This is a genomic window from Pseudomonas sp. AC169 (assembly GCF_979258515.1).
On the sequence record NZ_OZ409866.1, the window covers coordinates 5,427,746 to 5,454,597 of the forward strand.

At 52.3% G+C, this 26,852-nt stretch carries 28 protein-coding genes; 14 read left to right on the plus strand and 14 right to left on the minus strand.

What is annotated here, in order from left to right; translation table 11 throughout:
- Positions 1-69: 69 nt before the first annotated feature.
- From ACZZ0G_RS24300 to pdxR, 3 genes are all read right to left on the minus strand, one after another.
- Positions 70-474, minus strand: a complete 405-nt coding sequence (locus tag ACZZ0G_RS24300; RefSeq protein ID WP_463557826.1) for a cupin domain-containing protein — start codon at positions 472-474, stop codon at positions 70-72.
- A 239-nt stretch (positions 475-713) separates the two neighbouring features.
- A complete protein-coding gene (locus ACZZ0G_RS24305) occupies positions 714-1,007 on the minus strand; it encodes a putative quinol monooxygenase (RefSeq protein ID WP_016984406.1) in 294 nt (97 codons plus the stop codon).
- Between the two features lie 123 nt (positions 1,008-1,130).
- On the minus strand, positions 1,131-2,564 hold the full coding sequence (gene pdxR / locus ACZZ0G_RS24310; protein WP_463557827.1) for a MocR-like pyridoxine biosynthesis transcription factor PdxR: 1,434 nt from the start codon (positions 2,562-2,564) through the stop codon (positions 1,131-1,133).
- 310 nt (positions 2,565-2,874) lie between these two features.
- On the opposite strand from pdxR, the gene ACZZ0G_RS24315 reads away from it, so the two are divergent.
- Entirely contained in the window at positions 2,875-3,315 is a 441-nt protein-coding gene (locus ACZZ0G_RS24315; RefSeq protein WP_463557828.1) for a carboxymuconolactone decarboxylase family protein, read from the plus strand.
- A gap of 264 nt (positions 3,316-3,579) precedes the next feature.
- On the opposite strand, the gene ACZZ0G_RS24320 is transcribed toward ACZZ0G_RS24315, so the two are convergent.
- Positions 3,580-3,894: a hypothetical protein gene (locus tag ACZZ0G_RS24320; protein WP_134173621.1), complete on the minus strand. Its 315-nt coding sequence runs from the start codon at positions 3,892-3,894 to the stop codon at positions 3,580-3,582.
- A 207-nt stretch (positions 3,895-4,101) separates the two neighbouring features.
- Here ACZZ0G_RS24320 and ACZZ0G_RS24325 point away from each other — a divergent pair, with 207 nt between their 5' ends.
- From ACZZ0G_RS24325 to ACZZ0G_RS24335, 3 genes are read left to right on the plus strand one after another with little or no spacing between them, the layout of a single operon-like run.
- Positions 4,102-4,767 carry a secretin and TonB N-terminal domain-containing protein gene (locus ACZZ0G_RS24325; protein ID WP_463557829.1) on the plus strand — a complete coding sequence of 222 codons (666 nt, stop codon included), beginning with the start codon at positions 4,102-4,104 and terminating at the stop codon, positions 4,765-4,767.
- Positions 4,764-5,315 carry an RNA polymerase sigma factor gene (locus ACZZ0G_RS24330; protein WP_463557830.1) on the plus strand — a complete coding sequence of 184 codons (552 nt, stop codon included), beginning with the start codon at positions 4,764-4,766 and terminating at the stop codon, positions 5,313-5,315. The genes ACZZ0G_RS24325 and ACZZ0G_RS24330 overlap by 4 nt, the downstream gene beginning before the upstream one ends.
- A 31-nt stretch (positions 5,316-5,346) precedes the next feature.
- Positions 5,347-6,285, plus strand: a complete 939-nt coding sequence (locus tag ACZZ0G_RS24335; RefSeq protein ID WP_463557831.1) for a FecR family protein — start codon at positions 5,347-5,349, stop codon at positions 6,283-6,285.
- A gap of 207 nt (positions 6,286-6,492) precedes the next feature.
- Here ACZZ0G_RS24335 and ACZZ0G_RS24340 read toward each other — a convergent pair whose 3' ends face one another.
- Together ACZZ0G_RS24340 and gspH are read right to left on the minus strand one after the other, a co-directional pair.
- On the minus strand, positions 6,493-7,101 hold the full coding sequence (locus ACZZ0G_RS24340) for a prepilin-type N-terminal cleavage/methylation domain-containing protein (RefSeq protein ID WP_463557832.1): 609 nt from the start codon (positions 7,099-7,101) through the stop codon (positions 6,493-6,495).
- Entirely contained in the window at positions 7,098-7,544 is a 447-nt protein-coding gene (gene gspH, locus ACZZ0G_RS24345) for a type II secretion system minor pseudopilin GspH (protein WP_038369315.1), read from the minus strand. The genes ACZZ0G_RS24340 and gspH overlap by 4 nt, the downstream gene beginning before the upstream one ends.
- Before the next feature lie 120 nt (positions 7,545-7,664).
- Between gspH and ACZZ0G_RS24350 the strand changes: the two genes are divergently transcribed.
- Together ACZZ0G_RS24350 and ACZZ0G_RS24355 are read left to right on the plus strand one after the other, a co-directional pair.
- Entirely contained in the window at positions 7,665-8,096 is a 432-nt protein-coding gene (locus ACZZ0G_RS24350) for a type II secretion system protein N (protein WP_463557833.1), read from the plus strand.
- 474 nt (positions 8,097-8,570) lie between these two features.
- The gene (locus tag ACZZ0G_RS24355; protein WP_463557834.1) at positions 8,571-11,522 is read left to right on the plus strand and encodes a KAP family NTPase; all 2,952 of its coding nucleotides are present in this window, start codon (positions 8,571-8,573) and stop codon (positions 11,520-11,522) included.
- A gap of 201 nt (positions 11,523-11,723) precedes the next feature.
- Here the strand turns inward: ACZZ0G_RS24355 and ACZZ0G_RS24360 are convergent, their stop codons facing one another.
- Complete coding sequence (locus tag ACZZ0G_RS24360) at positions 11,724-13,319, minus strand: DUF6119 family protein (protein WP_463557835.1); 1,596 nt, start codon at positions 13,317-13,319, stop codon at positions 11,724-11,726.
- A 571-nt stretch (positions 13,320-13,890) separates the two neighbouring features.
- On the opposite strand from ACZZ0G_RS24360, the gene ACZZ0G_RS24365 reads away from it, so the two are divergent.
- Positions 13,891-14,250, plus strand: coding sequence for a DUF6124 family protein (locus tag ACZZ0G_RS24365; RefSeq protein WP_463557836.1), 360 nt, complete (start codon positions 13,891-13,893; stop codon positions 14,248-14,250).
- A 251-nt stretch (positions 14,251-14,501) separates the two neighbouring features.
- Here the strand turns inward: ACZZ0G_RS24365 and ACZZ0G_RS24370 are convergent, their stop codons facing one another.
- The 4 genes from ACZZ0G_RS24370 to ACZZ0G_RS24385 are packed head-to-tail and all read right to left on the minus strand — an operon-like array spanning position 14,502 to position 16,093.
- Entirely contained in the window at positions 14,502-14,843 is a 342-nt protein-coding gene (locus ACZZ0G_RS24370; protein WP_463557837.1) for a hypothetical protein, read from the minus strand.
- Positions 14,840-15,463: a lysozyme family protein gene (locus ACZZ0G_RS24375; RefSeq protein WP_463557838.1), complete on the minus strand. Its 624-nt coding sequence runs from the start codon at positions 15,461-15,463 to the stop codon at positions 14,840-14,842. Before ACZZ0G_RS24375 ends, ACZZ0G_RS24370 begins: the two co-directional genes overlap by 4 nt.
- On the minus strand, positions 15,456-15,593 hold the full coding sequence (locus ACZZ0G_RS24380) for a hypothetical protein (protein WP_463557839.1): 138 nt from the start codon (positions 15,591-15,593) through the stop codon (positions 15,456-15,458). Before ACZZ0G_RS24380 ends, ACZZ0G_RS24375 begins: the two co-directional genes overlap by 8 nt.
- 2 nt (positions 15,594-15,595) lie before the next feature.
- On the minus strand, positions 15,596-16,093 hold the full coding sequence (locus ACZZ0G_RS24385) for a PAAR domain-containing protein (protein ID WP_034155639.1): 498 nt from the start codon (positions 16,091-16,093) through the stop codon (positions 15,596-15,598).
- 682 nt (positions 16,094-16,775) lie between these two features.
- On the opposite strand from ACZZ0G_RS24385, the gene ACZZ0G_RS24390 reads away from it, so the two are divergent.
- On the plus strand, positions 16,776-17,135 hold the full coding sequence (locus ACZZ0G_RS24390) for a DUF6124 family protein (protein WP_463557840.1): 360 nt from the start codon (positions 16,776-16,778) through the stop codon (positions 17,133-17,135).
- A 265-nt stretch (positions 17,136-17,400) separates the two neighbouring features.
- Here the strand turns inward: ACZZ0G_RS24390 and ACZZ0G_RS24395 are convergent, their stop codons facing one another.
- Positions 17,401-17,682, minus strand: a complete 282-nt coding sequence (locus tag ACZZ0G_RS24395; protein WP_463557841.1) for a hypothetical protein — start codon at positions 17,680-17,682, stop codon at positions 17,401-17,403.
- A gap of 245 nt (positions 17,683-17,927) precedes the next feature.
- On the opposite strand from ACZZ0G_RS24395, the gene ACZZ0G_RS24400 reads away from it, so the two are divergent.
- The 5 genes from ACZZ0G_RS24400 (at position 17,928) to ACZZ0G_RS24420 (ending at position 23,026) form a co-directional block, all read left to right on the plus strand.
- Entirely contained in the window at positions 17,928-20,582 is a 2,655-nt protein-coding gene (locus ACZZ0G_RS24400) for a lysozyme family protein (RefSeq protein WP_463557842.1), read from the plus strand.
- Positions 20,582-20,998 (plus strand): hypothetical protein, encoded by a 417-nt coding sequence (locus ACZZ0G_RS24405; protein ID WP_463557843.1) that lies wholly within the window; start codon positions 20,582-20,584, stop codon positions 20,996-20,998. The genes ACZZ0G_RS24400 and ACZZ0G_RS24405 overlap by 1 nt, the downstream gene beginning before the upstream one ends.
- Positions 20,999-21,140: 142 nt before the next feature.
- The gene (locus tag ACZZ0G_RS24410) at positions 21,141-21,848 is read left to right on the plus strand and encodes a hypothetical protein (RefSeq protein WP_463557844.1); all 708 of its coding nucleotides are present in this window, start codon (positions 21,141-21,143) and stop codon (positions 21,846-21,848) included.
- Positions 21,849-21,908: 60 nt separating this feature from the next.
- On the plus strand, positions 21,909-22,196 hold the full coding sequence (locus ACZZ0G_RS24415) for a hypothetical protein (protein WP_463557845.1): 288 nt from the start codon (positions 21,909-21,911) through the stop codon (positions 22,194-22,196).
- A gap of 470 nt (positions 22,197-22,666) precedes the next feature.
- Positions 22,667-23,026: a DUF6124 family protein gene (locus ACZZ0G_RS24420; protein WP_463557846.1), complete on the plus strand. Its 360-nt coding sequence runs from the start codon at positions 22,667-22,669 to the stop codon at positions 23,024-23,026.
- A gap of 270 nt (positions 23,027-23,296) precedes the next feature.
- On the opposite strand, the gene ACZZ0G_RS24425 is transcribed toward ACZZ0G_RS24420, so the two are convergent.
- Both ACZZ0G_RS24425 and ACZZ0G_RS24430 read right to left on the minus strand, forming a co-directional pair.
- The gene (locus tag ACZZ0G_RS24425) at positions 23,297-23,866 is read right to left on the minus strand and encodes a LemA family protein (RefSeq protein WP_463557847.1); all 570 of its coding nucleotides are present in this window, start codon (positions 23,864-23,866) and stop codon (positions 23,297-23,299) included.
- A 3-nt stretch (positions 23,867-23,869) separates the two neighbouring features.
- On the minus strand, positions 23,870-24,979 hold the full coding sequence (locus tag ACZZ0G_RS24430) for a hypothetical protein (protein WP_463557848.1): 1,110 nt from the start codon (positions 24,977-24,979) through the stop codon (positions 23,870-23,872).
- 750 nt (positions 24,980-25,729) lie between these two features.
- Between ACZZ0G_RS24430 and ACZZ0G_RS24435 the strand changes: the two genes are divergently transcribed.
- Positions 25,730-26,827, plus strand: coding sequence for a SagB/ThcOx family dehydrogenase (locus tag ACZZ0G_RS24435; RefSeq protein WP_463557849.1), 1,098 nt, complete (start codon positions 25,730-25,732; stop codon positions 26,825-26,827).
- Positions 26,828-26,852: the final 25 nt, after the last annotated feature.

The following is a 26,852-nucleotide window of genomic DNA, read 5'->3' on the forward strand; positions in this document are numbered from 1 at the left end:
TACCCGGGGAAATAAACGGGCGCCAATCTTCGATTTGCGCCCGTTTATTTATGGCTGGTTAAACAGCCATCAGTTTTTCAACGGGATCAGCACTTGCTCATCCGGGGCCAAAACCATGAATACCAGCAACTTGGCAGGCTTGGTCTGGCTGGCATTTTTCGACACCAGATGCTCGGAGCCGGCCGGCTCGTACCAAAACTGGCCCTTCTTGTAGGTGATCGCCTGTTCGCCTTTCACTTGGGAAATCACTTCGCCTTCCAGCACATAGGCCATGGCGGTACCGTCGTGTTTATGGGCGATGGAGGACTGACCGGGTTTGTAGTCGACCTCGATCATCATGGCTTTTTTGCCGGGGGCGTTTTTCAGCATCTGGTCTTGCAGCACGGTGACTTTTTCCGATGGGTCGTGGGCGAAAGCGGCCGAGGTGCAGAGGCTCAGGGTGAGGGCGGCGGCGAAGAAGGGCAGGATTTTCATGGCGGGTTACCTGTGATGATGGAGGTGTTGCTGATCACGGTAGTCCGGGGGGCGGAGCATTCAAACGGCCAATATTCGGGAAGATCAGGTGACCAATTGGCGGGGGGTCAGAAAGGCTATCGGTGTGGCGGAGTACGCCTTCGCGAGCAAGCTCGCTCCCACAGGTTCTGCGGTCATTCACTTATCTTGTGAACAACCAATAACCCTGTGGGAGCGAGCCTGCTCGCGAAGGCGTCAGATCAGACGATGGGAAAACTATTGAAATCGACGCTATTGGCCAACCGGCTATCGATCAAGTCAATAAACCCCTGCGCCTCGGGCCGGTTGAAATGCGCCTGCATCGCTGCTTCCGACTGCCAGCGGGCACTGACCGTCCAGCGGTGGCTGTCCTCGGGGCAGCGGTCGACCAGATAGGAATCGCAGCCCGGCGTTTCACGCAGGGTTTCGACGATCTTCTGCAGTTGCCTGCCCAGTTCATCCGAGCGGCCGGCGGCAGCCTGCACCTGGACCGTATTGATCACTTCGTTGGACATTGCTCACACTCCTGAATCAGGCCGGACGAATCCTGCTCATTGAGGGATAACGCCTGTGCAGGATAGGCCTGCCGTCGTGAATCACCAATAACCAATCGGCAGTAAATGCGTTATACCAAAGGCTCATGACATCTGTTCGAGGATGTCGCGCAGACGATCCAGAGCGATATCAATGTCCAGTGTTTCGATGGCGCCGAAGCCGAAGTACAGGCCGTTTTTCGCCGGTTGTTGATGATAGAAACCGTTGATCGAGTACAGCCCGACTTCGACTTTTTTTGCCAGTTCGATTACCAGCGGCAAGTCGATCGGCACTTTGCAGAACACCGCCATATGAAATCCGGCGCTGGCCGGTACCGCCTCCAGCCATGGCGCCAGATCATCCGCCATGCGCGCCAGAATCCGTTCACGGCGCTGGGCATAAATGGCGTGGCAGCGGCGGATATGCTTGAGCAGGCAACCCTCGGCGATGAACTTGGCTAGCGCCCACTGCGGCAGGGTCGAGGCGTGCAGATCGGTAAGCTGCTTGGCGCGGATCACCGCTTCGAGAATCGCCGGCGGCAGGATCGCATAACCCAGGCGCAACTCCGGCAGCAGGGTTTTCGAGAACGTGCCGACGTAGGCAACGATGCCGCGCTGGTCGAGGTTGAACAGCGAATCGGTCGGCCGGCCTTCGTAGCGAAACTCACTGTCATAGTCGTCCTCGATGATGATCGCGCCCAATTCATGGGCGCGAGCCAGCAAGGCTTCACGGCGCGCCTGACTCATTGGCATGCCCAGTGGAAACTGATGCGATGGCGTTACATAAATCAGTCGCGTGCCGTCGGGAATCTGCTCGACGACGATCCCTTCAGCGTCCACCGGCACTCCGACCACCGTGGCGCCATGGGTGCCGAACAGCAAGCGAGCCGGCGGATAACCGGGGTCTTCCATCGCCACCAGACTGCCCGGGCGGATCAACACACGGGTGATCAGATCCAGCGCCTGCTGTGCGCCATTGCACACGACGATGTCTTCATCCTGACAGTTGATCCCTCGGGAAAACGCGATGTGCCGGGCAATCGCATTGCGCAGCGCCGGCAGGCCTTCGGCCACGCTGTAGAAGCCTTTCGACTGGCTCATCTGGCGCATCGCATGGGCGACGCAACGGCGCCAGTCATCCTGCGGAAACTGGCCTTTGCTGGTCGCGCCACCGATGAAGTCGTAGCGCAGCGAACCTTCAAGTGTCGGGTGACGCAGAAACACCGGCAGATTGCGCCAGCTCTCGATCACCTCGGCGCTGGCCAGTTCGCTGTGGCTTTGCTTGCGCTGGATCTGCGCCGGACGCGCGTTGACGTAGGTGCCTTTGCCGATCACCCCGGTGAGGAAGTTTTCGTAGGTCAGTTGCGCGTAGGTATCGGAGATGGTCTTGCGCGAGATACCCAGTTGCTCGGCGAGCAGACGGCTGGGCGGTAGTTGCGTGCCAGCGGCCAAGCGTCCGGATTCGATGGCCCCGCGCAGTTGCTGATACAACTGACCGGCAAGATCCTTGCGGCCGTTGATCACGACGTGAAGTTCCATACCGACGAGGCTCCTGAGGCTATTTGGCGTGCCCGCCAGATTACCGCTGTTGGGTGATCCACAATAGTTGCCTATCCGAAAAACCCGAAATTGGCCTAGATCCCCTGTGGGAGCGAGCTTGCTCGCGAATGCGGTGTGTCAGTCGCCGAATTGGGTGTCTGGATTGGCGCTTTCGCGAGCAAGCTCGCTCCCACAGGTATCGTGTGGATCCGCGATTCAGTGGTGTACCCACAATTCGCCAAATTGGGGCTGTAATGCATCGCTCTCGGCGTTTACGGTGAACTCATTATTCCGTCCACCGAGAACCGCCATGTCCCCGCGCCTGGATTACTACAACGCTTCGCCCAAGGCGATGAAAGCGATGATTGCCATGGAGGCGCTGACCGCCAACCTCAGTATCGAGCAGCAGCTGCTGCAACTGATCCGCATCCGTGCCTCGCAGCTCAATGGCTGCGCGTTCTGCACCGACATGCACTCGGTGGACGCGCGGCGGGCCGGGGAGAGTGATCGGCGGCTGTATGCGATTGCGGTGTGGCGCGACAGCAACTTCTTCAATCCGCGTGAGCGTGCGGCGCTGGCCTGGGCTGAGGCGGTGACGTTGTTGGCGGAGAGCCGAGTGCCGGATGAGGTGTATCAGCAGGCGCGCGAGCAATTCAGCGAAGGCGAACTGGTCGACCTGACGATGGCCGTGACCACCATCAACAGCTGGAACCGCCTCGCGGTGAGCTTCCGCCAAACCCCTAGCGATTGAGCCGCGCATTGATCGTTCCCACGCTCCGCGTGGGAATGCCTCAACGGACGCTTCGCGTTCGGCTCTGGATGGGACGCAGAGCGTCCCGGGCTGCATTCCCACGCGGAGCGTAGGAACGATCGGTAAGCGACTGAACACCACAGGATCGTTCCCACGCTCTGCGTGGGAATGCCTCAACGGACGCTCCGCGTTCGGCTCCGGATGGGACGCGGAGCGTCCCGGGCTGCATTCCTTTGCTGCGCGTGGGAACGATCAAGATCAAAATCATTGCGGTGGGCGCTGCGGTTTCACGGAAGTGCCAAAGGTATTGCCCATCCGCGTACTGGTCGCCGCTGGTGTCGCCAACCCAACCTGATTCGGTGGCCGCTTGTTCACCGGCACGTTCAGCGCCTCTTGATTCTTCTGCGCCGCCGCAGCGCCTTCCGGGTTGTTGCCCATCTGCTGGCTCAAACAGTCGTAATTCGGCGCCTTGTAACCGCCGACCGTTACCTCGACACATCCCAACGGCTGCTCCGCATAAGCGCTCGACAGCGCCATCAACAACAGCCCGCCAAGGCTCAATCGCCACAGTGTGTTCATGCTCGCCTCCTGGCCGGCCCGACGGGGCCGCGCTATGGCTTGAGTCTAGTGCAAGCCGTGCGCAATTCCCGTGATGGTTTTTTTGCACCGCCCGTCACACCAGATTCATAAACAGCCCTCAGGATGACGATTTCCAAGGATTCGTCAGCCGTGCAGCGAGGCAATTCCACGGACGGTTTTCAGCGTTCAACGAGGCTTGTGCGCCGGATGTGTCTGGGGTGGCTGCTTGGCTGTGCGGCGGGCCACGCCATGGCCGACGCGGTGCCGGCGGACTTGCGCATGACGCTGCACATTCCGGCACAGGATCTGGCGCACGCGCTGGATCAGTACAGCCATGCCACTGGCGTTGCGGTGCTGGTCGACAGCCAGTTGAGTCGCGGTCGTCGCTCGCTGGCGGTGGACGGTGAATACACCGCTGCCGATGCCTTGCGTCGCTTGCTCGGCGGCAGTGGCTTGATGGCGCGGTATGCCCGTGACGATGCGTTTACCTTGCAAGTGGCGCAAGTCGAAGACGTGCCGGCGCCGGCACAAAAACAGACGCCGGAAAGCGTCGCCGTCAACCGCAGTTACGCCACGGCGGTGCAAGCGGCGATCGAGCGCAACCTGTGCCTCTCGCCGCTGACCCGTCCGGGCAGTTATCGCGCGGTGTTGCAAGTCTGGGTCGGCCGCGATGGCGTGGTGCAGCACAACCGGTTGGTCACTTCGACCGGAGATGTACGGCGCGACAACGCGCTGGTGGAAAGTTTTCGCAACCTCAAGATCGACCGGCCGACGCCCAGTGCCTTGCGTCAGCCGGTCACGTTGCTGTTGTTACCGGAGTCGTCAGGGAAACGCATGGAATGCACCAAATGGGAAGGAGTTTCCGGGGGATGAAAGACACCGGACAAGGTTCGATGGTCCAACTGTTCCTGACGTCCTACGAGGACTTTCGGGTGCGCCTGCGCCGGCGTCTCGGTTCGGAAGATCTGGCCAACGACGTGCTGCACGAAACCTACCTGCGCGTCGACCGCATGGAGACGCCGCCGAACGTCTTGCGGCCCAATGCCTACCTCTATCGCATGGCCCTGAACATCGCCGCCGACCGCCGTCAGGCCGACGCGCGCCTGCTCACTGGCGAGGAAGTCGAAGAGCTGCTGCAAATCGGCGACGAAGCCCTTGATCCAGCGCGCGTGGTCGGTGGGCAAAAGGAAATCCAGTCGCTGCTCAGCGCCCTCTACGAACTGCCCGCCCGCCGTCGCCGAATCTTCATCGCGGCGCGCCTGGAAGAGGCGCCGCATCTGGAAATCTCGCAGCGTTTTGGCATCTCCACGCGCATGGTCGAGAAGGAAATCAAAGCCGCGTTGAGCTTCTGCGCCGCGAAACTGGAAAGAAAAGTGTTTCAGCGGTTCGGTCGCGGGGCCGGAAAACCGTCTTCTGAATAGTGCCCGATCAATTCGTTGAGAATCTGCGCGTTTGAACATCTTTCGACTGACACCTGCCGAGCCATCGGTGGCCGACAATCTGCACAGTGAAGCCCGCGACTGGCTGGTCCTGCTGACCTCCGGCCGCGCCACCGTGGCCGACGCCCGCGCCCTGCGCGAATGGTGCGCGCAGAGCGCCGAGCATGCCCGCGCGTTCGACGAGGCCAAGCGGTTGTGGCAGCAACTGCAACCGGCCGTGGAGCAAATGCAGGCGCCGCGCGGGTTTGGTCGACGTGCTTTTCTCGGTGGGGCGATTGCCGCATCGGCGGCTTTTTTCTTGGTGCGCGGGACGATTCCGGGTGGCTTTGAAGGGCTGGGTGCTGACTACATTACTGAAGTCGGCCAACAGCGCCGCTTCGAACCGGCGCAGGGTGTGAGCCTGGAGCTGAATACTCAGACGCGGATCAATCAGCGCTCCATCGATAACGGTGTGCAAGGCTTTGAACTGGTCAGCGGCGAAGTCGAAGTGCAGACCGCACGCTTGCCGCTGGCGATGCAGGCTGGAGGAGGGTGGTTGCGCGCCAGTCAGGCACGTTTCAACCTGCGCAACACCGATCAGCAAGTTTGTGTGACCTGCCTCGACGGCGCAGTTGAAGTCGACGTAGAAGGCCGCAGCCTGCGCCTTGAACCGGGCCAGCAAGTGACCTACGACGCGCGGCAAGTCGGCAGCGTACAAAGCGTCGACACGGCCGCCGTGATGAACTGGCGCCAACAAGTGCTGGTCTTCAACGGCGCCACCCTCAGCCAGATGATCGACGAAATCAACCGCTACCGCCCCGGCATGTTGCTGCTGCTCAACCGTGAGCTCGGCCAACGCCGCGTCCAGGCCCGCTTCAGCCTCGACCAACTCGCCGGCGTCGCACTGCTGATTCGCGATGCCTACGGCGTCAAATGCACCGAACTACCCGGCGGCGTCGTCGTCCTCAGCTAACCCACACCCGCCAACACATCACCACCCCCTGTGGGAGCTGGCTTGCCAGCGATTGCGGCCTCACAGCCAACCACCCCCCAACTGACTACCCCCAATCCAAATGTAGGAGCTGCCGAAGGCTGCGATCTTTTGATCTTCAAAATCAAAGTCAAAAGATCGCAGCCTTCGGCAGCTCCTACAGGAATATCCGATCAGAAGGGATATATGTCACTCCAACGGCCCAATCACCTGCCGATACTTCTCCACACCCTGCGCCGTCCCCCGACTCAACCGAATCTCCAACCCCAACGGATCCTCCCGCCGATTCCCGCTCAACTGCCGCCACCCCTTATCCACCTCCCAAACCCGCACCTGCACATCACTCACATCACTCAAAACAGCCACCCCATTCCCAGGCGCCGGCAACGGATATCGACTCCGCGCCTCAGCCACCGCCCGATACAACGTGTCACCCTTGACCCACCACCGCACCCGCTGCAACGCCCCCGGCTGATCCGCCGCCGTGCGAATGATGTCCAGCCGAAAACCCTTACTGTCGCTACTGCGCACAGTCAGAGCGGGCGGGGCGCTCGGCGGCTCATCATCCACGCCAACCTTCTTCGGCTCGGTCAACTCAATCCCCGCGCGCATCTCCACATCCCGCTGCAACTGATTCAACGCCCGCAACAAACCGTCACTCTGCTCACTGCTCGACTGCAAATGACTGTCCGCCCGCGTCACACTGTCCAGCCCCCGCCAGGCAATCAGACTCACCACCGCCATCAACAAAATCGCGACCATCACCTCAATCAACGTAAACCCTTGCTGGCGCTTCATTGCAGGCTGATCCTTCCGCTGCCATCACGCAGCACACTCAAGCGATTCAACCCATCCGACAACGTCAGTTGCAGCGGCGGATTGATCCACTCAGCGTTCAGCACAACCTTCTGTTTCGGCTCCACCCGCACCTCCATCTTCGGACTCTGCCAGGCACGCGGCCGCAACTGCGGATCCTGCGCGAAATGATCAAATCCCTTGCCACTGTCACTGCGCCGACTAAACCGAAACCCCTTGGCATCACTCACCCACACAATCGGTCGCCCATCCGCACGAGCCTCCGCCTGCGCCACCTGCAGCAACTGCGCCACACGCTCGGCATCCTTGCGCAGCAACTGCAGCGGATCGGGCTTGATACTCAGGCTGATCGCCGCACTGGCGATGCCGATGATCACCAACACCACCATCAACTCGATCAGCGTAAAACCCTCTTGCCTGTTCATCGCGCGCGCGCTCCTTTGCGTCCTGCGCCATCGTGCACGGCCAACATGTAAGGCGTGTGAAATAAAACGGAGAGAATTGCCGCGTAGGCTGACAGCAGGGATAAAAAGGAGATTCAACCCATGACCTTCACCGCACGCGTTTCCCCACCCCAAATGGTCCAGGCCCTCGCGCTGCTCGCGGCACTGGTCGGCGTGGCGACATGGTCGTCGCTGCTGCTGACCACCGCCGAATCCCACACCCCGGCAGCGGCCCCACAATTGCTCGCGGCGCGAAGTGATAGCCCGGCGTTGCAGTGGTTTTCCAATCAAACGGCGCCGATTGACATCAAGGTGAGCGGGGTGATGGCGGGGAGTCGGGGGGCGGTGGCGATACTGAGTCTGAACGATGGGCCGCCGAGGAGTTTTTTGCAGGGGGAGAAGGTTGGGCCTGGGGTGAAGTTGGTGGCGGTAGAGGGGGATGGGGTGGTGATTGAGCAGGGTGGGGAGAGGGTGCGGTTGGGGGTGGAGAGGTTGGCGGAAGGGGTGGTTTTGCCGAGGCTGACTAGGCCGTGATCTGCAGGTTGAAGCTGGTTGTTTTTTTCTTTTGATCGGATGTCAGCTCAAAGCGTTTTTGCAAAAGAAGAGAACGAATAAGCCAGGGATGTTCGTAGTTGCCTTCGGTAAAAACCTGCCCTTCACATACGGCCAGTTTTCGGTCTGTGGCAGACACTCGAATATCAACTAACCTTTCGTCAACGAGTCGTACTGGGGACGAGCTATATATCTCTTGCGTAGGGTTTTTTTGTGACTTATGTTTGGGGTTGAGTTTGTTGCTTATGGATTATGTTGTTGGTCGTGTTTTTGAGCTCCAGTTTTCTGATGGGGGCAGTGTGCAGATGTGTTGTTGTTGTTGTTGTTGTTGTTGTTGTTGTTGTTGTTGTTGTTGTTGTTGTTGTTGTTGACAGGGTAGAGTTTAGAAATAATCAGTTCTGTTAGCTAATTGTTTTCTCAAGAAATAGAGCTTTGGTCGTGCAATAGGGGGAGTAAATGGCAAATGTAAAGCCAATGATGAAAATGCCTGAATTTCTGGTCTTTGTCAGAGCGCTCGTTGTAGGGTTTATTGGTGCGGAAGTATGGAGAGTTGCTTCCTATCTTGGTGAAAACTTTGCTCCGCTGTTGCAGGATGTCGCCTTTGTTGTACAGTTGCATATTGTTTTAATCGTGCTAGTTCTTTGTTTTGCATACGCTTTAACACGAGGGGCATTTCTCGAGTCTGCAAAAATAGTTCGTAGCTTTCGAGTCGATTTGTTGATTGCAGTTGGTGTCGGCATCTGGGTCAACGAACTCATTTCCCCATTGCTGGTAAAGTTTCATATGATATTAAACGCTGTGGATCCATATTGGACACCAGCATTGCTTATTCTACTCTGTACGGTGCTGATGTCGCCCTTGGTGCAGCAGTACTGGCCTAGAACTAAGAAAACGATTCCGCAACTTTATTTTATTGCTGATGAGGAAATATTTGACAAAAGCGAGGACGTGCTTTTAAGCGAAACTCAGGCCAAGTCGTTCGCTGAAACGGTGCTCGCAAGTGGTGCCCACGCCGGACTTGTTTTCGGAGTCGACGGCCCATGGGGAGTCGGTAAGACAAGCTTTCTAAACCTCGCAGAGCGGCATTGGGAAAATGCTGAAGACAGGGCAATTGTTGTTCGTTTTGAACCTCTTCGTTATGCCTCAGAGCCAGATCTTGCAGAACGCTTGATAAGGGATTTATCAGCTGCAATCCAGCGTGAGGTATTCGCCCCTGAATTTCGACCTGCCGCTTCCCGGTACTCGCGACTAATAAAGGGCAAAGCAGATATTTCCTTTCTCGGTTTTAAGTTGTCGCTGGAACCGTCTCAGGAAACCGTCGATGAGCTCCTGGATGATGTTGATGAGGTTCTCAGACGTATTGATCGTCGGGTGATAATTGTCATTGATGATCTTGATCGTCTAGATGCAAAAACCATAAATTCGGTTCTATTTGCAACGCGACGTACCTTCAAGTTGTCGCAGGCGACTTACGTGCTTTGTTACGATACGGAGATACTTGCCGGTAATCATGAAGAGGATTCAAGAGCTCGCGAGTTTCTAGAGAAATTCGTAACGGTGAAGATTAGTTTGTTTGTCGATAGTTCCGGTATTCGGGACTTCTTACTAAGGGACTGGCAGCGTGAGGCTAATCAACTGGGTTCGATTCCTTCTGATACGATGGTGAAGTTGGGGGCAATATTGATTGAGTTGGCAAGCATCCTTAATGGTAGTCTTGCCGCGAGCTATCTTCCTCTTGTTGGAAATCTTCGGAAAATAAAACGTGTCGTTAACGCCATGCTACTCATGCAGCTCGAACGCAGTGATTTAGCTCGGACAGACTTTAATAAACGTGATCTTATTAATCTTATACTTTTACATTTGAGTTACCCTGGGTTGTTCAGGCGTATTTACGCTGAGGAAACGGGGGGGCGGTCCGGGTCTTTCTCGCTTTGTCGTCTCTATGGGCAGTCTGACTACAGTAACTCAGCTGAGTTTTCAAAAGAGCTGGATGGACAACCGGAACCAGCTAAGTTTTTATTAAAACAACTTTTTGATGTTGAGACACTAAATCTCCCCGCCAGTAGAGAGGTAGAAGAGGCGGTGTTGGCGACGCGTGCATGCTTCAATCATGAATCTTTCAGAAATCTAGAGAACTACCTGAAGCTCATCGTGAGATTCGCCACGCCAGAACCTCAGAAAACATATGTTCTGTATCATAATGCGGTTGAGCAGGTTCGCAAGGGTGAAGCAATAGATTCAGTTCTTACGTCCCAGCACTTTCAGCTAGAGCAGGGGCAGCACTCACATGATCAGTTCTGGCGAATATTTGTAAATAGAGCTTATGACGTCACACCGGCTGTCGCAGAGGATGCATTTAATACTCTTGTCGGCTACTTACCTAGATACTCTACAGTCGGATACAAAGGTATAGGTCTACGGCAAAGATCTATTTACTCTTTAATTAGGCTTTTAGACCGTGCGGGTTGGGGGCAGGCAGTTGGAAAGAGGATAGACAATTCACCGGAAAACATCGTTGAAATTGCATGGCGAATTTTTGGCGAGCACACTTACGTGGGTAAGGGCTTGTTACAGCAACTTGTTGGGGGCAGTCGTGGGGTTTTAGGATGGAATGATTTGATGTTGTTCAGGCTTCAGTGCTGCGCTGATCGGCAGGGGCAGGTATATAATCTTCACTCAGCTCTAATAATAAATCAGGATCCAAATGCGCCTACAAACGGTTCGGTGGAGAAACTTGCACTAATGGGTATGAGAAAACTCTCTCAAGAAGTTTTTGCTCTATTTAAATCCAATTACATTGATGCAAAAGAGAATTTTTTCAAAGCAGTCGACATTACTCCCTCTGAGGATTTTCTCGGTGAAGCTCAATCTATTGGTGATGTGGCTACTTCCACAGATGAAGAATCACTCAGTAGAAGGATTTTGTCGGAGCGTTGCGATTTGAAGTCGTTTGTAATCTACCAGCTTATTAATTCAGAGCTTCCGCACGGGAAGGGGGTAGGGTGCGGTTATTACGATATGGTTGGCAAAAAGGATGCTGCGGGCATTGCAAGTTTGATGAATAAATACGTATTTGAATTTTGCTTCAATCCAGATGTTGACGAAGATAATATTTTTCATTTTGTCGGTCACTGCTTGGCTAATTTGAGTAATTCTTTCTTCACTGGTTCGGAAGAAGCGGGTTATGTTGCTACGAAAGGAGGACTCTTAGCTGGGTTTGATCCGAAAGAAATGCGCCAATACTGGCTCCAGTATCGAGATCTAATCCGTAAAAAAGTTAAAGAGGTCGAAAGTCGATCTGTATTCACATCTGCCTACACTGCCTCCTATAAAGAGGACTTGGATGGAGTTTTTTCTGTATTGGACGAGTTTGCCGAAGAGCCTGTGATCGACGATGTGGGCAAATAAATCAGTCAAATGTTTAATGCAGTTTTATTGACTTGTCTGAGGTGGATATTTAGATCCTTCAGGAACGGATCTATTTCCTGAGAAATAAATCAGTCCCCTTTGATTTATTTTTGAAGAATGGTGTAGTGGAACAATAAGCGCATAGCCTTCCAGATTTTAACGTTTTCATGCGCAGTGGGTTTATCAAGAAAATAGGTAAGCTCACTTATTATGCTTAGAGATATAGATTCTCGGTGTGAGGCCGAAGCTTCTAACCATTTTTTGCCACGACTCGACGGCGAGCAGAAATTGTATTGAATTGAACTCAGTAATTCGCTGGATCTCGTTTTCAAACACAAACCAGATTGCTGCTGCGTCGAACTCTTGATCAAAATCAATTGCACCTCGCTTGATGAGCTCAACGGCGTCGCGTGACTGTTCAATATTGTAAATTAGCTCGGGGCTAGTTTCCGATATCTTGACTGATATGATCTCCCTATCCTTAAAAAGGTCGGCTACCTCTATACGGTATTTCTTCTTACCTCTCTCCAACGACTGTAGTTGTGTGAGTTGTCGATCTAGAAGCGTATATCCTTGCTCTGCACATTGTTTTTTATTGAAGTAAGATTCGCGATAGATAAGCTTGTCATCGACAGGCTCATCGGCATCAATCTTACGTTGCTTTTCATCGCGCCAATGTATGTAGTCTGCCTCATCGAGTGGTTCCATTAAAATGGTCTCGATTGTATCTAACGAGTGCTTTAAATAATCCATGAACGTCTGGTTGAATTTATACCAATCACCATTCCTTAAAAAATAGTGATAGCCGTCGTAAGCAATCGGTAGGTCAAGTATTTCTTTTAGATCCTGTGTGAATACCCCGTGATCACCGCTCTTAAACTGGACGCTTACAGAGTTAATATCGTCAATGTCCTCATGTTCACTGAGGAAGTCGCTGATTTTATCAACTGTCAAAGAGTTGCCGATATGTTTGCGGTGCACTCCTGCATCGCCGGATTTCTTAGCGGAGAGACGATAGTCGTAATCATGGAAGCTAAAACAAATAGCGACTCCATATACTTGGAACTCGTCAATTTGAACATCGCCCTGTCGATTTTTTAGGGACGTGAACAGTAGTTCATCAAGTTCGTCACGCAACTCATCGGCAACAGCTTCCAGCTTTGGAAGGCGGATAATTTCTTCACCTTTCAGACCGGCCTCTATACGATCAAATATTTCTGAAAGATCAAGTGGATTGCGATCCATATCCATCTGGATAGAGTCAGCAAAAATGATGTTGCGCTCACCCCACAATTCTCTATCCGATGCTCTGAGCTTTAGATGATCGACCGACTCGCCGGGCTCATAGCCATTGGGTTGGAAACGTTGGTAGGAGGATACGTCCTGTCTTTTAGTCCCCGTAAAATAGCGACTTTTTTTAAGCAAGATAGTGTTTTCATCCGCCATGCGCACGGCCAGATCGATTCCGAAATCGTACTGAATTAACTTGGAAAGATAAAAATGAGCTTTTCCTAGGCTCACCGCGTAGATTTGTTCTGGTTTTTCAATGTGGTGACTCAGCAACATCCCAAAATGGAAGGTATTGGTCGGTTTCACGACATCGTCATTGAAAAAATCTTTGTAAGTATCCCACCACCAAATGTCATTCCCCTTTACCTTCTCGGAGAAATAGAAAGTCATCGAATAGCCATTTGAGATGTGGGTTTTCTGCTGGTGAAGCCCAACGCCGGCTATTTTTTCTATTAGCTGAGCGAGCTTGGAGTGCTTGACCTTATAGATATTGTAGGTGTTATTCATGGCAAGTCCCTTTGGGCGCTGGGCGCGAGCACAGTCAAAATCCCATCCCGCAAAAACTCGCGCAACTCGATCCGGGACAGTTTGGTCGACTTTGTCGATTGGTTGCAAAATCGCATCGCTTTAGGATAGACATGGATGGCATTTTTTTCCGCCATTGACCCAGTGTTGCCTGAACTTCACTTGTAGATGTAGGGATGTGACGCAGTGATGCCTCGATAAACACCAACGTTTAAAAAGACATCTCCAAACACTCTCCCAGGCTACACATCCTTGCGCCTTTGCCTACAGCTACGCCAGAATCCGCCGGCTTGTGCGCCTTGGGGGCGGGTTCTATTGTGGTCCGGTCGCTGACGAATCAGCGATCGGGTTTGGTAGCCCGGCTAGACTTGGCGCATAGCGTCACCCGATACAGGCCTTTTTTGGGGCTGTGTATTTATGGTGGCCATGCGCAGGGCGTCTTCGGGCGCGCCGGTTCTCCAAGTCACCGGTCTACCAACCTTCGTATGGCCACCACCCCTTCGTTTGGTAGCGAAAGATGATGGCTCCTTTTCTATGATTTGGAGATTCACTCATGATCAAACCAACACCCAACCCGCCAGAAACCGCCTCGGTTTCCCCCTACGAATCCATCGATTCCAAAAAACTCCACGAAGCCGCCGACCGCGCGCTCGACCATTACCTCTGTCCGCCCGGTTCCACGCCGCCCCCACGTAAAAACCGTGGGATGTACGCCGTGACGGCGGACAACAAAACCGAAGAATTGCTGGTCGATGCCAGTGAAACACTCGCTTCGGCCAAAACCCTCGCGCAGAACGTTGCCAGTCTGTTGCCGGCATCGCAGCGCCAGGCGCTGGCGGGGATTGCGCAGCTGATCATGCTCGGAGAGTTGGCGGTGAATCGGGCGTTGGATAATCTGCAATTGCCGGGGTGATGCGGAGTAGGGCTGGCAGCGATGGCACATGCGCTGTTTCTGTTGCCTGATATTCCGCTATCGCCAGCAGGCTGGCTCCCACAGGGTTTTGTGTTGGTCACGGATATCGTGTTCGGTGCTTGAACCTGTGGGAGCGGTCGGCTACTGTCCTGTGCCGTTTTGATGTGTTATCGAGCAAAAAAAAGGGACTGATTTATTTCCATAAAATAAATCAGTCCCCTTTGTTATCACTTTGTTGTCGATTTCTGGTTTCAATCCTTTTCAGGGCATTTGAAGTTCCAGGAATAAACTTTCATGTCTTTGACTTCTTCGCCGATAGTTCCTACACCTAAACAAGCTCCGTTCTTGATGTAGTTGAAGCTGCAGAAACGGACGCCCTCCGTGCAAGACTCGATTTCATTGAAGCCTTCTCTTTGGATGACGTTTTCAACCCCGAACTCACCTGAGTAGGACGGATTCGGTTTCCAGCCATTTTTAATCAACGCTTTTCGGGCTTTCGAAAATGGCATTCCCTCTTTGATAGGAACGTCTGCTGCGCTAGAAAATAAACTGACGCAACATAAAAGGCTGATGGCTAATATTTTTAGTTTCATTTAACAGTACCACCAAAGCCTTTATATATTTTTTCTACTTCGTCGTACTCAGTATAAGGTTGGCCGGAAGGCTTTCCATTGATTGGTCGATTTGCCAACCCCGGCCCCATCGGCAACGCTTCCCATTTTTTTGATGCTTTCCCAACTGCAGTTTTTAAGTCGCCACCGATCAGCGGTTCGATGGCACTCACGTTGCGCAGGAGTTCAACGGCAATCAAGTCCTGCGTTCCGGGGCTGAAGTCAGATAGCCCCATTGCTTTGATGGAGAGTTCCGACCAGGTGGCTTTCGTGATTTGGTACCTTCCAGAAGCTGTAGTTGAACCGCCATAACCTGGTCCTGGGTGAGTCGACTCATCACTGAATGTCCACTTCCCAGATTTCCAGCCAGCTGCCCAACCATATCCGAATTTCGCGTGATAATCGCCACCCTCGACTTTTGCCAACGTATCCAGAAAGGCCTTCACATTTTTATTCTTTAAGAACTCCGCATTCTCGGCACGCCTCTTTTGTTGCTTTGCGTCTACGGATACAGCTTTAGGGCTGGAGTCTTTGACAGGCGTCACCGTTCTGGTAGCTACAGATGACATTTTTCGGCCGTTTTTGCTAATGACTTCAGCCATGAAGAAAACTTCCGTTATTTTCTTTGACGCTCGGCTGGCGGCGGTTTTGGAGAGTGGAAATAAAGAAGTTTATATTTTTGGCCATGGAGCCTTGTACACGGTAGTTTTCTTGAGTTTTATCTACATCCATTTTCAATCCTCCAAAAACAGTTGGATCGTTTCGGCGAGGTGCGAGCTAATTACGTGCGTATACCCCATTGAATCGCTGACACCGTGCTCAATGCTGCCGTCAGCTCGCTGAATGGCGTAATCAAGATTAGCTAGCGGCTCTCCTGACTCGTCATCAATAAGCCTGAACTTGTCGCTGAAGTGCACGGGCATCGACGTCAGACCGCTGAAAGGCGCTGATACGACGGTGTCGCCGATAATGACCGTGCCGGATCCGCCGATAACCACGTTGCCGTGGCCACCGGTACTGTCTTTGGTCGCAGCGTTCAGCCCATTGATGAAAACCGTAGCGCTGACGGCGCCCGTGATTGGGCTACCGCAGGCGGATTTGTCGGTCATTCGAGCGGCGGCAAGGCCGTCGAAATTTACATTGGGCGAGCCGCTGACAATAGGGTTTGTGCCATGCCCGGGGAGCGGGCAATTGGTTGGATCTGTCACTCGCGCAGCAGGTTTGCCACTCATGAAATGTTCCTTTTCAAAGTTTCAGTTTTTCTTGACCTGAATGGAGTCGATAAGGGGCGGGGGATATCGACTGCCAAAATAATGCGGGGATGTCCAGCGTGTACGCGAGAAGAATGGGCATGTCCTGGGAGGGGTGCATAAAGTTTTACTGTCCATGTAAATGTGCTGCGCGCAGCATGCCCGAGGCAGGCTTAGCGCTCAATAATTACTTACAAATTAATGATTGACTGTTGGGTGCAGTCGCAATGCGGGGGTGGCAGGCTCGGGTGATCTCTGGCAACACGTGACAGGATCGATTTTAAAAATTGGGATGCGATAAGGCTCGATAAACGCCAATGTTTAAAAAGACATCTCCAGACACTCTCTCAGGCTACATATCCTTGCGCCTTTGCCTACAGCTACGCCAGAATCCGCCGGCTTGTGCGCCTTGGGGGCGAGTTCTATTGTGGTGCGGTCGCTGATGATTCAGCGATCGGGTTTAGCGACTCGACTTTTTGTATTAGGTGCATCAGCGTTCCATGCTTTGTCGCAGATTCAATGTCTGCGACTCCGCTATGGTGGCTGTATGCGGGAGACCCTTGGGTCTGCCGGGTGCCTATAACCGGTTCGCTAACCTGCGTACAGCCGCCACCTTTCTGTTTAGCGACAGTTATGGCGGCTCCACTCTAATAGGAGCTTTACCATGATCAAACCAACACCCAACCCGCCCGAAACCGCCTCGGTTTCCCCCTACGAATCCATCGACTCAAAAAAACTCCACGAAGCCGCCGACCGCGCGCTCGACCATTACCTCTGTCCACCCGGTTCCACGCCGCCCCCACGTAAAAACCGTGGGATGTACGCCGTGACGGCGGACAACAAAACCGAAGAACTGCTGGTCGATGCCAGTGCAACACTCGTTTCGGCCAAAACCATCGCCCAGAACGTCTCCAGCCTGTTGCCGGCATCGCAGCGCCACGCGCTGGCGGGGATTGCGCAACTGATCATGCTCGGGGAGTTGGCGGTGAATCGGGCGTTGGATAATTTGCAATTGCCGGAGTGATGCGGGTGCCGGGATCACCTGGTGATTGATCGGGTGTTCATTCTGGCGCTTTCGCGAGCAAGCTCGCTCCCACAGGGTTTTATGCTGACTGCAGATGTTGTGTACGACGCTGAAACCTGTGGGAGCAGTTGATTATTACCGCGTCGTCTTCGGGTGGTTATTGGGGCGCCTCGGGACATTCGCGGGTCCATCGCGTCACCGTCATGTCATTGAATTGCTCTCCAATGATATCGACGCGTAGGCAAGTTCCTTTCTTCGCGTAGTACTAGATGCAGCGCGAGCTATCAAACGAGCAGGTATCCAGTTCGAAGAACTTGTGTGTAGCCAGCTCCTTCTCCACGCCGCTGTATTCATAGCCGTCGTTGCTATGCATCAGCGTCGGTTTCCATCCTTGTTTGACTAGCTTGGACTTGACCGCAACCAAACGCTCACCGACGACGATGCCTGCTGGCCCTCGCTGGTCGTTTAGCGCCTGTGAGGCATCGGCAAACGTTGCGCTGATACCCATGCAATAAAGTGCGAAAAATGCGAGGGTCGAAGCCTTCATTTGATCGTTCCTATAGCCGCTTTTTAGCTCGACGATGGTGATTTCTTCTGCCTGGCTTCTCATAATCCCCGCGCATCGCCAGCGAAAGAGAATCCTATACGATTAAGTCGGGGGAGCATGGTTTGACGAGGGGTATTCAGGGTTTCCCAATGCCTTTACTATCGGCGCCCCTCACAAATGTCACGGTCAAAACAGCTTGATACAAAACCGAGCGGACCAAAGGAAATGGAAAGCAAGAGTAAGTTATGGAAAAGCAAAGCAAGGTCGAACACTGGGCATATCCGTTCAAGCTAAAGCGAGCAGGTAACCAGCACGTCGAGGCACAGGATCCCAAGCAATACTATGAAGCATTGGCGAAGGCCCACGGCGGGTTCTACCCGATGGGTACTAATGGTTCATGGCATGGTGGAATTCATTTTGATGGAGGAACGGGAGATGTCCTCGATCAATCCTCAGTGCGCTGCATCGCAGACGGAGAGGTAATCGCATATCGAGTCGACGAGACTGCCCCCGTCACAGAGTATTTCGGTGAGCATATGCGTGTTGTACAAGCCCCGTATTCCACAGGACTCGTACTTATCCGGCACCGACTCGAGATACCGAGCCAAAATAGTGATCAAGATGAGAACGCACCACCAGTTGGAGAGCTGATTTTTTACAGCCTCTACATGCACTTGCTTGACTGGGCTGGCTACCAGAAACACGATGCGCCTCTGCCTCCAGCTCTTTTTGGGCCGTTGACCTATAGCCCAAAAGCAGAGAAATCTGCCGATAATTTCCTCGGGTTGAACACTAGGGCTGGAGCCCCCGGAACTGCTGCCCACAGCGTCAAAAATGCCATATTGCCCAAAGGTGCAAAAATCAGAACCGCGGAGTCAGCGGCCGCCCCCAATGAAAAATGGAAGAAGCTGAGCGCCGTGCTTGAAGGGAACTCCATTCCCCAAACGATTAGTGAGGCATGGGTTTACACCGGAGAGCTTGAGGCTGCTGGTCCCGACACCTATTTAGTGTCCGTACGGTCCAATGATTTGAATACGGGGTTGCTGCCTGGGAAAGGGTTGAACGTCTATAAAACCTCAAAGGGGAAACAAAAAAACTCGATAACAGGCGTCTTGCCTTTAGGGGTGAAGCTCACTCTGGAAGACGGCAGCGGAGATCTTCGGAAAATCAGCAGTCTCACCGAGGGCGTAGATACCTTCCCGCTTACAGCTGACAGTGCCAAAAATATTCATGGTTACGTAGCCATTAGTGCCTTGCAAGCACAGCCAAGCAAGCCGGTTACTGATTCTTTTCATCTTTTGCCAGAACCTTACAAAGTCAAGGCGGGGGAAGTAGTCGGACATTTAGGACCTTATCAAAACGTCACTGACAGTGAATCAAAGTCGCTCCTGCATTTAGAGATTTTTAGCTGTGATGACGTACCAACGTTTATCGCTAAAAGTCGAAATCATGCAAAAGCTTTGGCTGAGACACAAAAAACACTACTAAAAATCCACATGGGTGCGAGTCGGCTGATTAAGCATAACGACGGTATTAATGCCCGAAACCCACCTGATATATGTCAGGAAGGGGCAGTTGTTGGAGCCGATCTTATAATTCCTCAGCGGGTTCTTGAGGATCTGCCTGCAACCTATAAGTTGTCAGATACTAAAACCTTTCCCGCGAGCACGCCGGCCCAAACTATTCGCTGGTGGCGCTTGGACAACTTACTCGAAGACGCAGAAGGTCATCCGATCAATGGCTGGCTTGGTGAGCAGGACTTGATTACTACTCGTCATAGTCCTTGGGAGTGGGAGGGTTTTGAATTCATCGAGGAGAGCGGGAAGCCGGTTGAGCATCTTGCCCATCTTCTGGATACACGAGGCTTACTCAGTAACGAAGAACGAGAAAACTATCGTGCCAAAATTAGCCAAGCAGATAACGGCCCAGTCAAGCAAAGGCTTTACGATATCGTAGATACTAACAAGGATAATAAATTTAGTGTAGAAGAGATTCACTCTGCATTAGCTAAACTCTGGCATGCTCAATCAATATCACAACTCATGACACGTTATGAAAGTGAGTGGTTTTGGAACGCTGAAAAATGGGACGAGCTTGACCCTCTGCTCAACCATTCGCCATCACAGCCGAATCAAAACTGGGTGAATGAGAAAAAAAGAATCGAAAAGTTGTCGTGGTGGAAAAACGCTGGCTTATCGACTGATGGGAAAGCATGGCACTTTCATCTAATGGGATTGCTCGGGAACTTTACATTTCCGACCGATGATAATGATTTGAAATGGCTGAAGGTGCCTTACGGACAACTAACATTCAATGTCGAGGGGAACGACTTTGAAGATGCTGGACATCCTGCTCATCGATATTTTAGCCGAGTCGTGCACTGGCCAGAAGGTGTGTCAGGCGTGACGATTGGTCGAGGATACGACTTGGGTCAACAGGCTGATCCAAGGGCGGACTTAATTAATGCCGGAGTAAAAGAACCTCTCTTGTCGTGGTTGGTTGGGGCGAAAGGCTTGCATGGTCAAGCCGCAAAAACATATTTAGATAATGCGAGCCAAGAAATCAGAAAACATGTAATAACAAGAAAGCAACAATATATGTTATTCATATCTGTTTATGAATTCATGAAAAAAGATATTTTTAGGATTTCGGGCACAACCAGCAACGTAGAGAAATATGGTGCCTTGCAATGGGAAGGTGTTAATAAAAAAATTCAAGACGTCATTGTAGATCTTCGATATCGAGGAGACTATCACGTTGAATCCAGAAAATTCATTCAAAGGCCTTTTACTGATAATGATCTGGCGAAAATAAAAGTAGAAATGTCGAAGCATAGTAATTGGGTAGGTGTGCCACCAAATAGGTTCGCCGAAAGAAAAAGTTACTTGGAGAGTAATTAATGCGTATTTTACGTCTGGCAGCGTACACGGTTTTTGGACTGGCCTGTCTTTCATCTGCGACAGCGGCTGAGTTTGACTACAAACGGGTCTACCAAGCAGATGCAGGGAAAATAGGTAAATATATCGTCAGGTATTTGAGGACATTCGATTCCCCGTGCATACGGGTGCAATCGCTCTTGCCCGGGGGGAATGGGAAAATAGTTAAGGAAAAAGAGCTATGCTCCATTGACGGCAAAAGCTTTCTCGACGGATACACCCAAGTCGAATTGAAAAAAGGAGAATTTCAAGAAGAGAAGCTGACGTTCTTGTTTGAGATAATGCCACTTGAGCCAGCACCTGAGTTTTTAAAAAAATGTACTGTTCCATTTAAGGATGGCGCGCCTCAGGATCTTGTTTGTGAAACGATAGCGCCATGAACTGAAAAAAACCGCAGTATAATCAGCCACTGATTATGGAGAAATAAATATAGGGGATGATTTGTTTTTTAAGATAAATCATTCTCTTTGGAGTTTGTTTTTGGGTGTTTGTCGGTGTGTAAATATATTTCTGGAATAGGTATTGGCTTTGAATTATAGTGCGGCAATTGAAGACTTAAGGCGAAGGGCTCGGCGTGCAAGGAGTTCGAGGTTTTATATCGCTGTTGGCCTAATATGTTTAATCAGTTTTTCTGTTGGGGCGGTTTACACGTCAAGTCAACTCGGTGACTTCTCCTATCGACTGCTCGGCGAAAAAATATCTTCCAATGCAATTCGCGATCCTGGGATTTTCTTACGGAAGTCTAGCGATCTTCTCGAAAAAATTTATCCCGATAGTCTCGTGGAAATGGGTAGGGGTATGGATGGGGAAGAAGTCAGCAGCAAAAATTTTACTTTCGATGAACGTTCTGCTTACATGCGTGAGTTAGAGCGATTGGTTTCTTTTTATGAACGTGCGCAAACGGCTTATGCTAAGCAGGCATTAGTACAAGATAGGCAGGCGGGCTGGACGGATGCAATATCTTCTATGGCATTTACGTTTGGTGCTATAGCTATTTCAATTCTTCTTTTCCAAACGGGTGTTTCGTTCATAAGGTACTACTCTCAGCTCGCGGAATTATACGATTCACAGGCGAGCGCGTTGTTAGCGGCAAATGACGATCCAGATAAATTTGTTAGCATTTTCCAAATACTTTCACCTTCCTCTGTTACATTTGGGAAAACTCCACTTAGTATGTATGAGAAAGCTTTTGATGTTCTCGTTGCAGCAAAGGATAGGCCAGCGAAATAGGCTATAGCTAAATGTGCACAGTGGCGGTAGAAGATTTTAGAATTAGCTGGTGTGATAGTAATGAATAAGCTTTTAATCGCAGCGATCGTCGCCATTGGCACCATGCTTTACGTCGGTTACTACGAAGCTCTTGAGGACGGAGACATCGAGACGATCGTCTTCATCAAGAAGCACCCCACGTTTCAGATGAAGTTCTACAACATCCACGCCAATGATGGAGAGATAAGGAAGGTAGAGCGCCTGACGGCGGAGGAGCGGGGGTGGATTATTGATTATTGCTGGTACCGGTTGGGTATTGATACAGACCTGAGTACTCAGGATGACGTCGATATGTGCTGGAAGAAATAGAACTGTTTATATGGCCGAGGTTGTCAGTTACGACTGGCAATCTCGGCCATTTTCTTTCGTCTGTTGGGGCAGGGGACGGTTCTGTCGTGGGATCCGAGACGCAATGAGGATTCCGATAAACACCAACGTTTAAAAAGACATCTCCAAACACTCTCGCAGGCTACCTATCCTTGCGCCTTTGCCTACAGCTACGCCAGAATTCGCCGGCTTGTGCGCCTTGGGGGCGGATTCTATTGTGGTCCGGTCGCTGACGAATCAGTGATCGGATTTGACCGTCCGCCCAATATCAAGGCGCGCCAGCGTTCTGCACGTGTTCAGGCATTGTCTGAAATCATGTCGCGGTGGCTGTGCGTGGGACACCTTCGGGTGTGCCGGATTCCTTGATGTCCGGTCGGTCAACCCGCGTACAGCTGCCACCCTGTTTGTTTGACCGCGAACGGTGGCGGCTCCAGTCATCAAGGAGCTTTACCATGATCAAACCAACACCCAATCCGCCCGAATCTAACTGCACGTCTCCCTACAAATCCATCGATTCCAAAAAACTCCACGAAGCCGCCGACCGCGCGCTCGACCATTACCTCTGTCCACCCGGTTCCGCGCCGCCCCCACGTAAAAACCGTGGGATGTACGCCGTGACGGCGGACAATAAAACCGAAGAACTGCTGGTCGATGCCAGTGCAACACTCGCTTCGGCCAAAACCATCGCCCAGAACGTCTCCAGCCTGTTGCCGGCATCGCAGCGCCATGCGCTGGCGGGGATTGCGCAGTTGATCATGCTCGGAGAGTTGGCGGTGAATCGGGCGCTGGATAATTTGCAATTGCCGGAGTGATGCGGGTGCCGGGATCACCTGGTGATTGACCGGGTATCCGTTCTGGCGTCTTCGCGAGCAGGCTCGCTCCCACAGGGTTTTGTGCTGATTGCAGATGTTGTGTACGACGCTGAAACGTGTGGGAGCGGGTCGGTTACTTTCCTGCGGCGTTTTCATTTGGTTTGTTGTTGCTTTCGGCATTGCGCCTGGAAAAATCAGCGGCGAATCTATTCAAGAAGGCAGGTGATCGACCACCACCCTCACGGGTGATGGTTCGATGCTTAACGCAGGTTAGATATTCGGGGTGTAAGAGAAACTCTGTGAAGCTTCGGTATCGGTGAATGGCGTAACGCGAGTTTTCTTGTTGAACAAGCCATTGACGACCGAGCCGGGGAACATCTCGATGGCGTTGTTGAACAGTTCGACGTTGCGGTTGTAGATGGTGATGGCTGCGCCGACGTTCTCTTGTTGTTCGGCAATTTCACGCATCATGTTGTTTGCCGCTTCTGATGCTTTCAGGTCAGGGTACGCTTCAAAAGCGATGCGCAAGCCACCCATCAGCTCCCGGGTGGCGGTTTCAACGGTCGTGAGGGCATCGCCATTGGCGCCCGCAGGCAGGGCGTTGACCGCGCTGCGCAGGCCGGTGATCTTTTCCAGGAGGCTGGACTCGTAGACCATGAAATCTGCGAGAACTTTTTGCAGCTGGTCGAGAACTTTGGTCTTCTGGCGTTCGTAAACGAGGACGTCCGACCAGGCACGTTGTACTCGGTTGTGTCCCCCGATAATGCCGTTGTAGATGCTGAAGCCCGCTACGATTATGACGACAGCGATAACAGCGGAGAGGATGAGTGCAATGTCCATGGCTTACTTCTCTTGGCGTTGTTTTGGGGGCGTGGCGGTAAAGGTAAAGTTGTCATCGTGCAGCTCACTGAGTGCATGGCTCCATTGGAGCGCTGACATCAGACGCGGCAGTTCGATACCGGCAGAAATTTCTTCGTAAAAATTGTTGGGCGAAGCCAGCGAATACTGAGCTCCGTACGCGAACAGGTCGCTGCTTTCAAAACTGAGGCAGAGCTCTCCACTGTCGGAGAACTCCAGGTTTGGACGATCAAGGATGTCGAACAGCTTCAGCAAGTGGAGCACCGTCGAAGGCTTGATGAATTTCGCACAAAGCATCTCGCTGCGACCGGTCAAACGGAACGCTTTATTGAAATCCGGAGAAGCCGTGTCCATGGGGTGCGAATAGTCGTTCTGTGAGTGGTGATCCGATCTGACCGATATTCCGGTGACCCATGGAAAGTCGATGACCAAACTGTAGCGATCGTAGTGGTCATAAACCACTCGAGTCTCGGTTTTGGTATTGCCCTTTTCGTCGGTAACCGTGGTATGCACCTCGCGTCGGTTGACATAGTGCAACTGGCGGTACGTGAAAGGGAGGCTGCGCAACGTGCCGGTAAATTCACCCTGTATCGACTCGACCAACTTGCGGCTGTAGTCGCCCCGGCGGTAATCACCAAATTCCGTGTCCAGCCCCTTGAGGGTTGCGGCCGAGTCTTCTCTCAGGAAAGTCAGTCCGTTGTGGAAGTAGGATGACAGTCGAGCAATTCTTTTACTGAGCGACGGCAACCGATCAGATTTGGATTTCATCCATGCCAGACTCCAAACGGCAATCACGATGCCGAGAAAACCAGTACTCATGCCGAACGAGTCGGGATCAATTTCCAACCGGTAAAAGAACAGAGCGACGCTATGGATGTTCCCAATCCAATAAAGGACCACAGCGATCGCAAGCAATAACAGGCCGGTGCCGAAACACCACCATGCGCGTGTGCGATCGAATTCGAGCGGGCCGTTGTACAAGGCGAACTCATGGATCACGTTCAGGAGGTCGGCGTTGGTTTCAGCCCTGTCAATACTGGCTTCGCTCATCGTCAGCAACTCAGTGAGTCGCGCGTTCTGCGATGCGTTGGGCATGTAGACATCCTTCAGCGAGAGCAAGGTCGAAGACTCACAAAAGCATAGCGATGGCGTCTCACATCGGATTCAGGGATGCCTGGTGCGGAAACAATGGTCCGGATTGAGGATTTGGCTCTATTCATAATCTGTCAGAAATATTGAAAAGGAGTGGACGATACCATTCTCATGCGCTGACCGCTTGTGGCGGATACGCGCTTCTGGAAATGGTCGAGCATTCGACAGGCAATAGCCTGTTTTCCCCGTCCCTGCGCCGAGCGTTGTCATGGCAGTTACCTCGCCGACCGATGATAAGGACGCAATCCAACCGCACGCCTTTCTGTCATTTGGTTGGTGTCAGTTCAGGCTGAGCGGCGTTTGTGAAATTCAGGGCAATTCATATGCTTTGCAAGTGTGCGCTGCAATGGCGCACTTAAATTGTCAGACAATGGTGAACTGGCCGGAATCGGAGACTTTCGCGGCACTATCACGGTGCGGTTGTATAACAGTTGCGCACCAAGTTAAGCACATAAAGTTTTTTTGGTTTTCATTCTTGACAGTTGTTTTTATTTGTTTAAATCTCACTTCGCCGAATGGTTCGGCTTCATTGAAGATAAGGAGAATGTCATGACCGTTATTAATCTCGAATCGAAAACCCTGGCTAACTGGACTCAAGCAGCAGGTCCGGTTAAAACCACCGTCAAGTGATGTCAGGGCCCGGAAGAAGTTCTTCCGGGCTTTTTGTTTTTGCCAGTCTCAAGGACGAGAGAAGTGCCATCCTTTATTAGTGATAATATTTTTTTTCTGATCAAGAATAAGCAATTGGTGCTATGGGACTACCAGGCACACAAGCAATATTCCATCTCTCCTCAGTATCTTTGTCGTTTACTGCATCTCAGCCAAAACCCGGACGAAGAGCCGGATACACAAGATTCGATCGACCAGGAATTGCTGGCCGCCGGAGTAGTGTCAGAGAGCGGATTTCCCGCAATGGACTGGGGCTGGGATGATCTTTCCCGCATCTTTCACGTTGGTACCAGCAAGATCGACTATGCGTCGCGACCAGAAAGTGTCGATGAATGGGCGATAGCCTACCAATCGGCATGTGACGAAGCCTTTACTGTTCCTGTGCCGAGGTTAAGGCATGAGAGTCAGGATAAAGATAAAGGGCAATGTATAGCTCTAACACAACCGGTCACTACTCAGAATTTTGACTTGCAAAGTACTTTGTTAAAGCGGCGCAGCGTCAGGGAGTTCCTTCCTGTGGCGCTCACGAAGCAACAGATAGAGTCGATCCTTTATTATTCGCTGGCGTATCTTCCTTCCCGCAGTCTTGCGACCAGTCTGCTGTGTCCCGATGAACTTCGCCATCGCAGAAGTAGCCCATCAGGTGGCGGACTCAATGCCATTGAGGGATATGTTTACATCAACAATGTCGCGCAGATCCCGCGTGGGTTTTATTACTACAATCCTGTCGAACACCAGTTGGAATCCATAAAAACCGATGACGATTTCAGTTTGGGTCATGCACTCAACGGCCAATTTTTCGCGGAAGATATTCCGTTCGGTATTTTTCTGACGTGCCAGTTTGACCGGCTATGGTGGAAGTATCCGCACTCAAGGGCCTACCGTGTCGCGCTGCTGGACGCCGGTCATATTTCCCAGACCGTGCAGCTTGTTTCAACTGCACTGGGCCTTGGGACGTGGGTCTCTGCCGCTATTGATGAGGCTTGTCTGGAGCCGTTTCTGGGCGATTCCCATCAGTCAGCTCCTTTGTTGTTTGTCGGTGCCGGGGTTAGCACCGGCAGGGACATGCCGGTGGCTTTGGAAGCGCTGCATGCCAGCGGAGGCGCACGAGAAAATGATTAAGCAAGAGTGCTCAATCGACAACGAT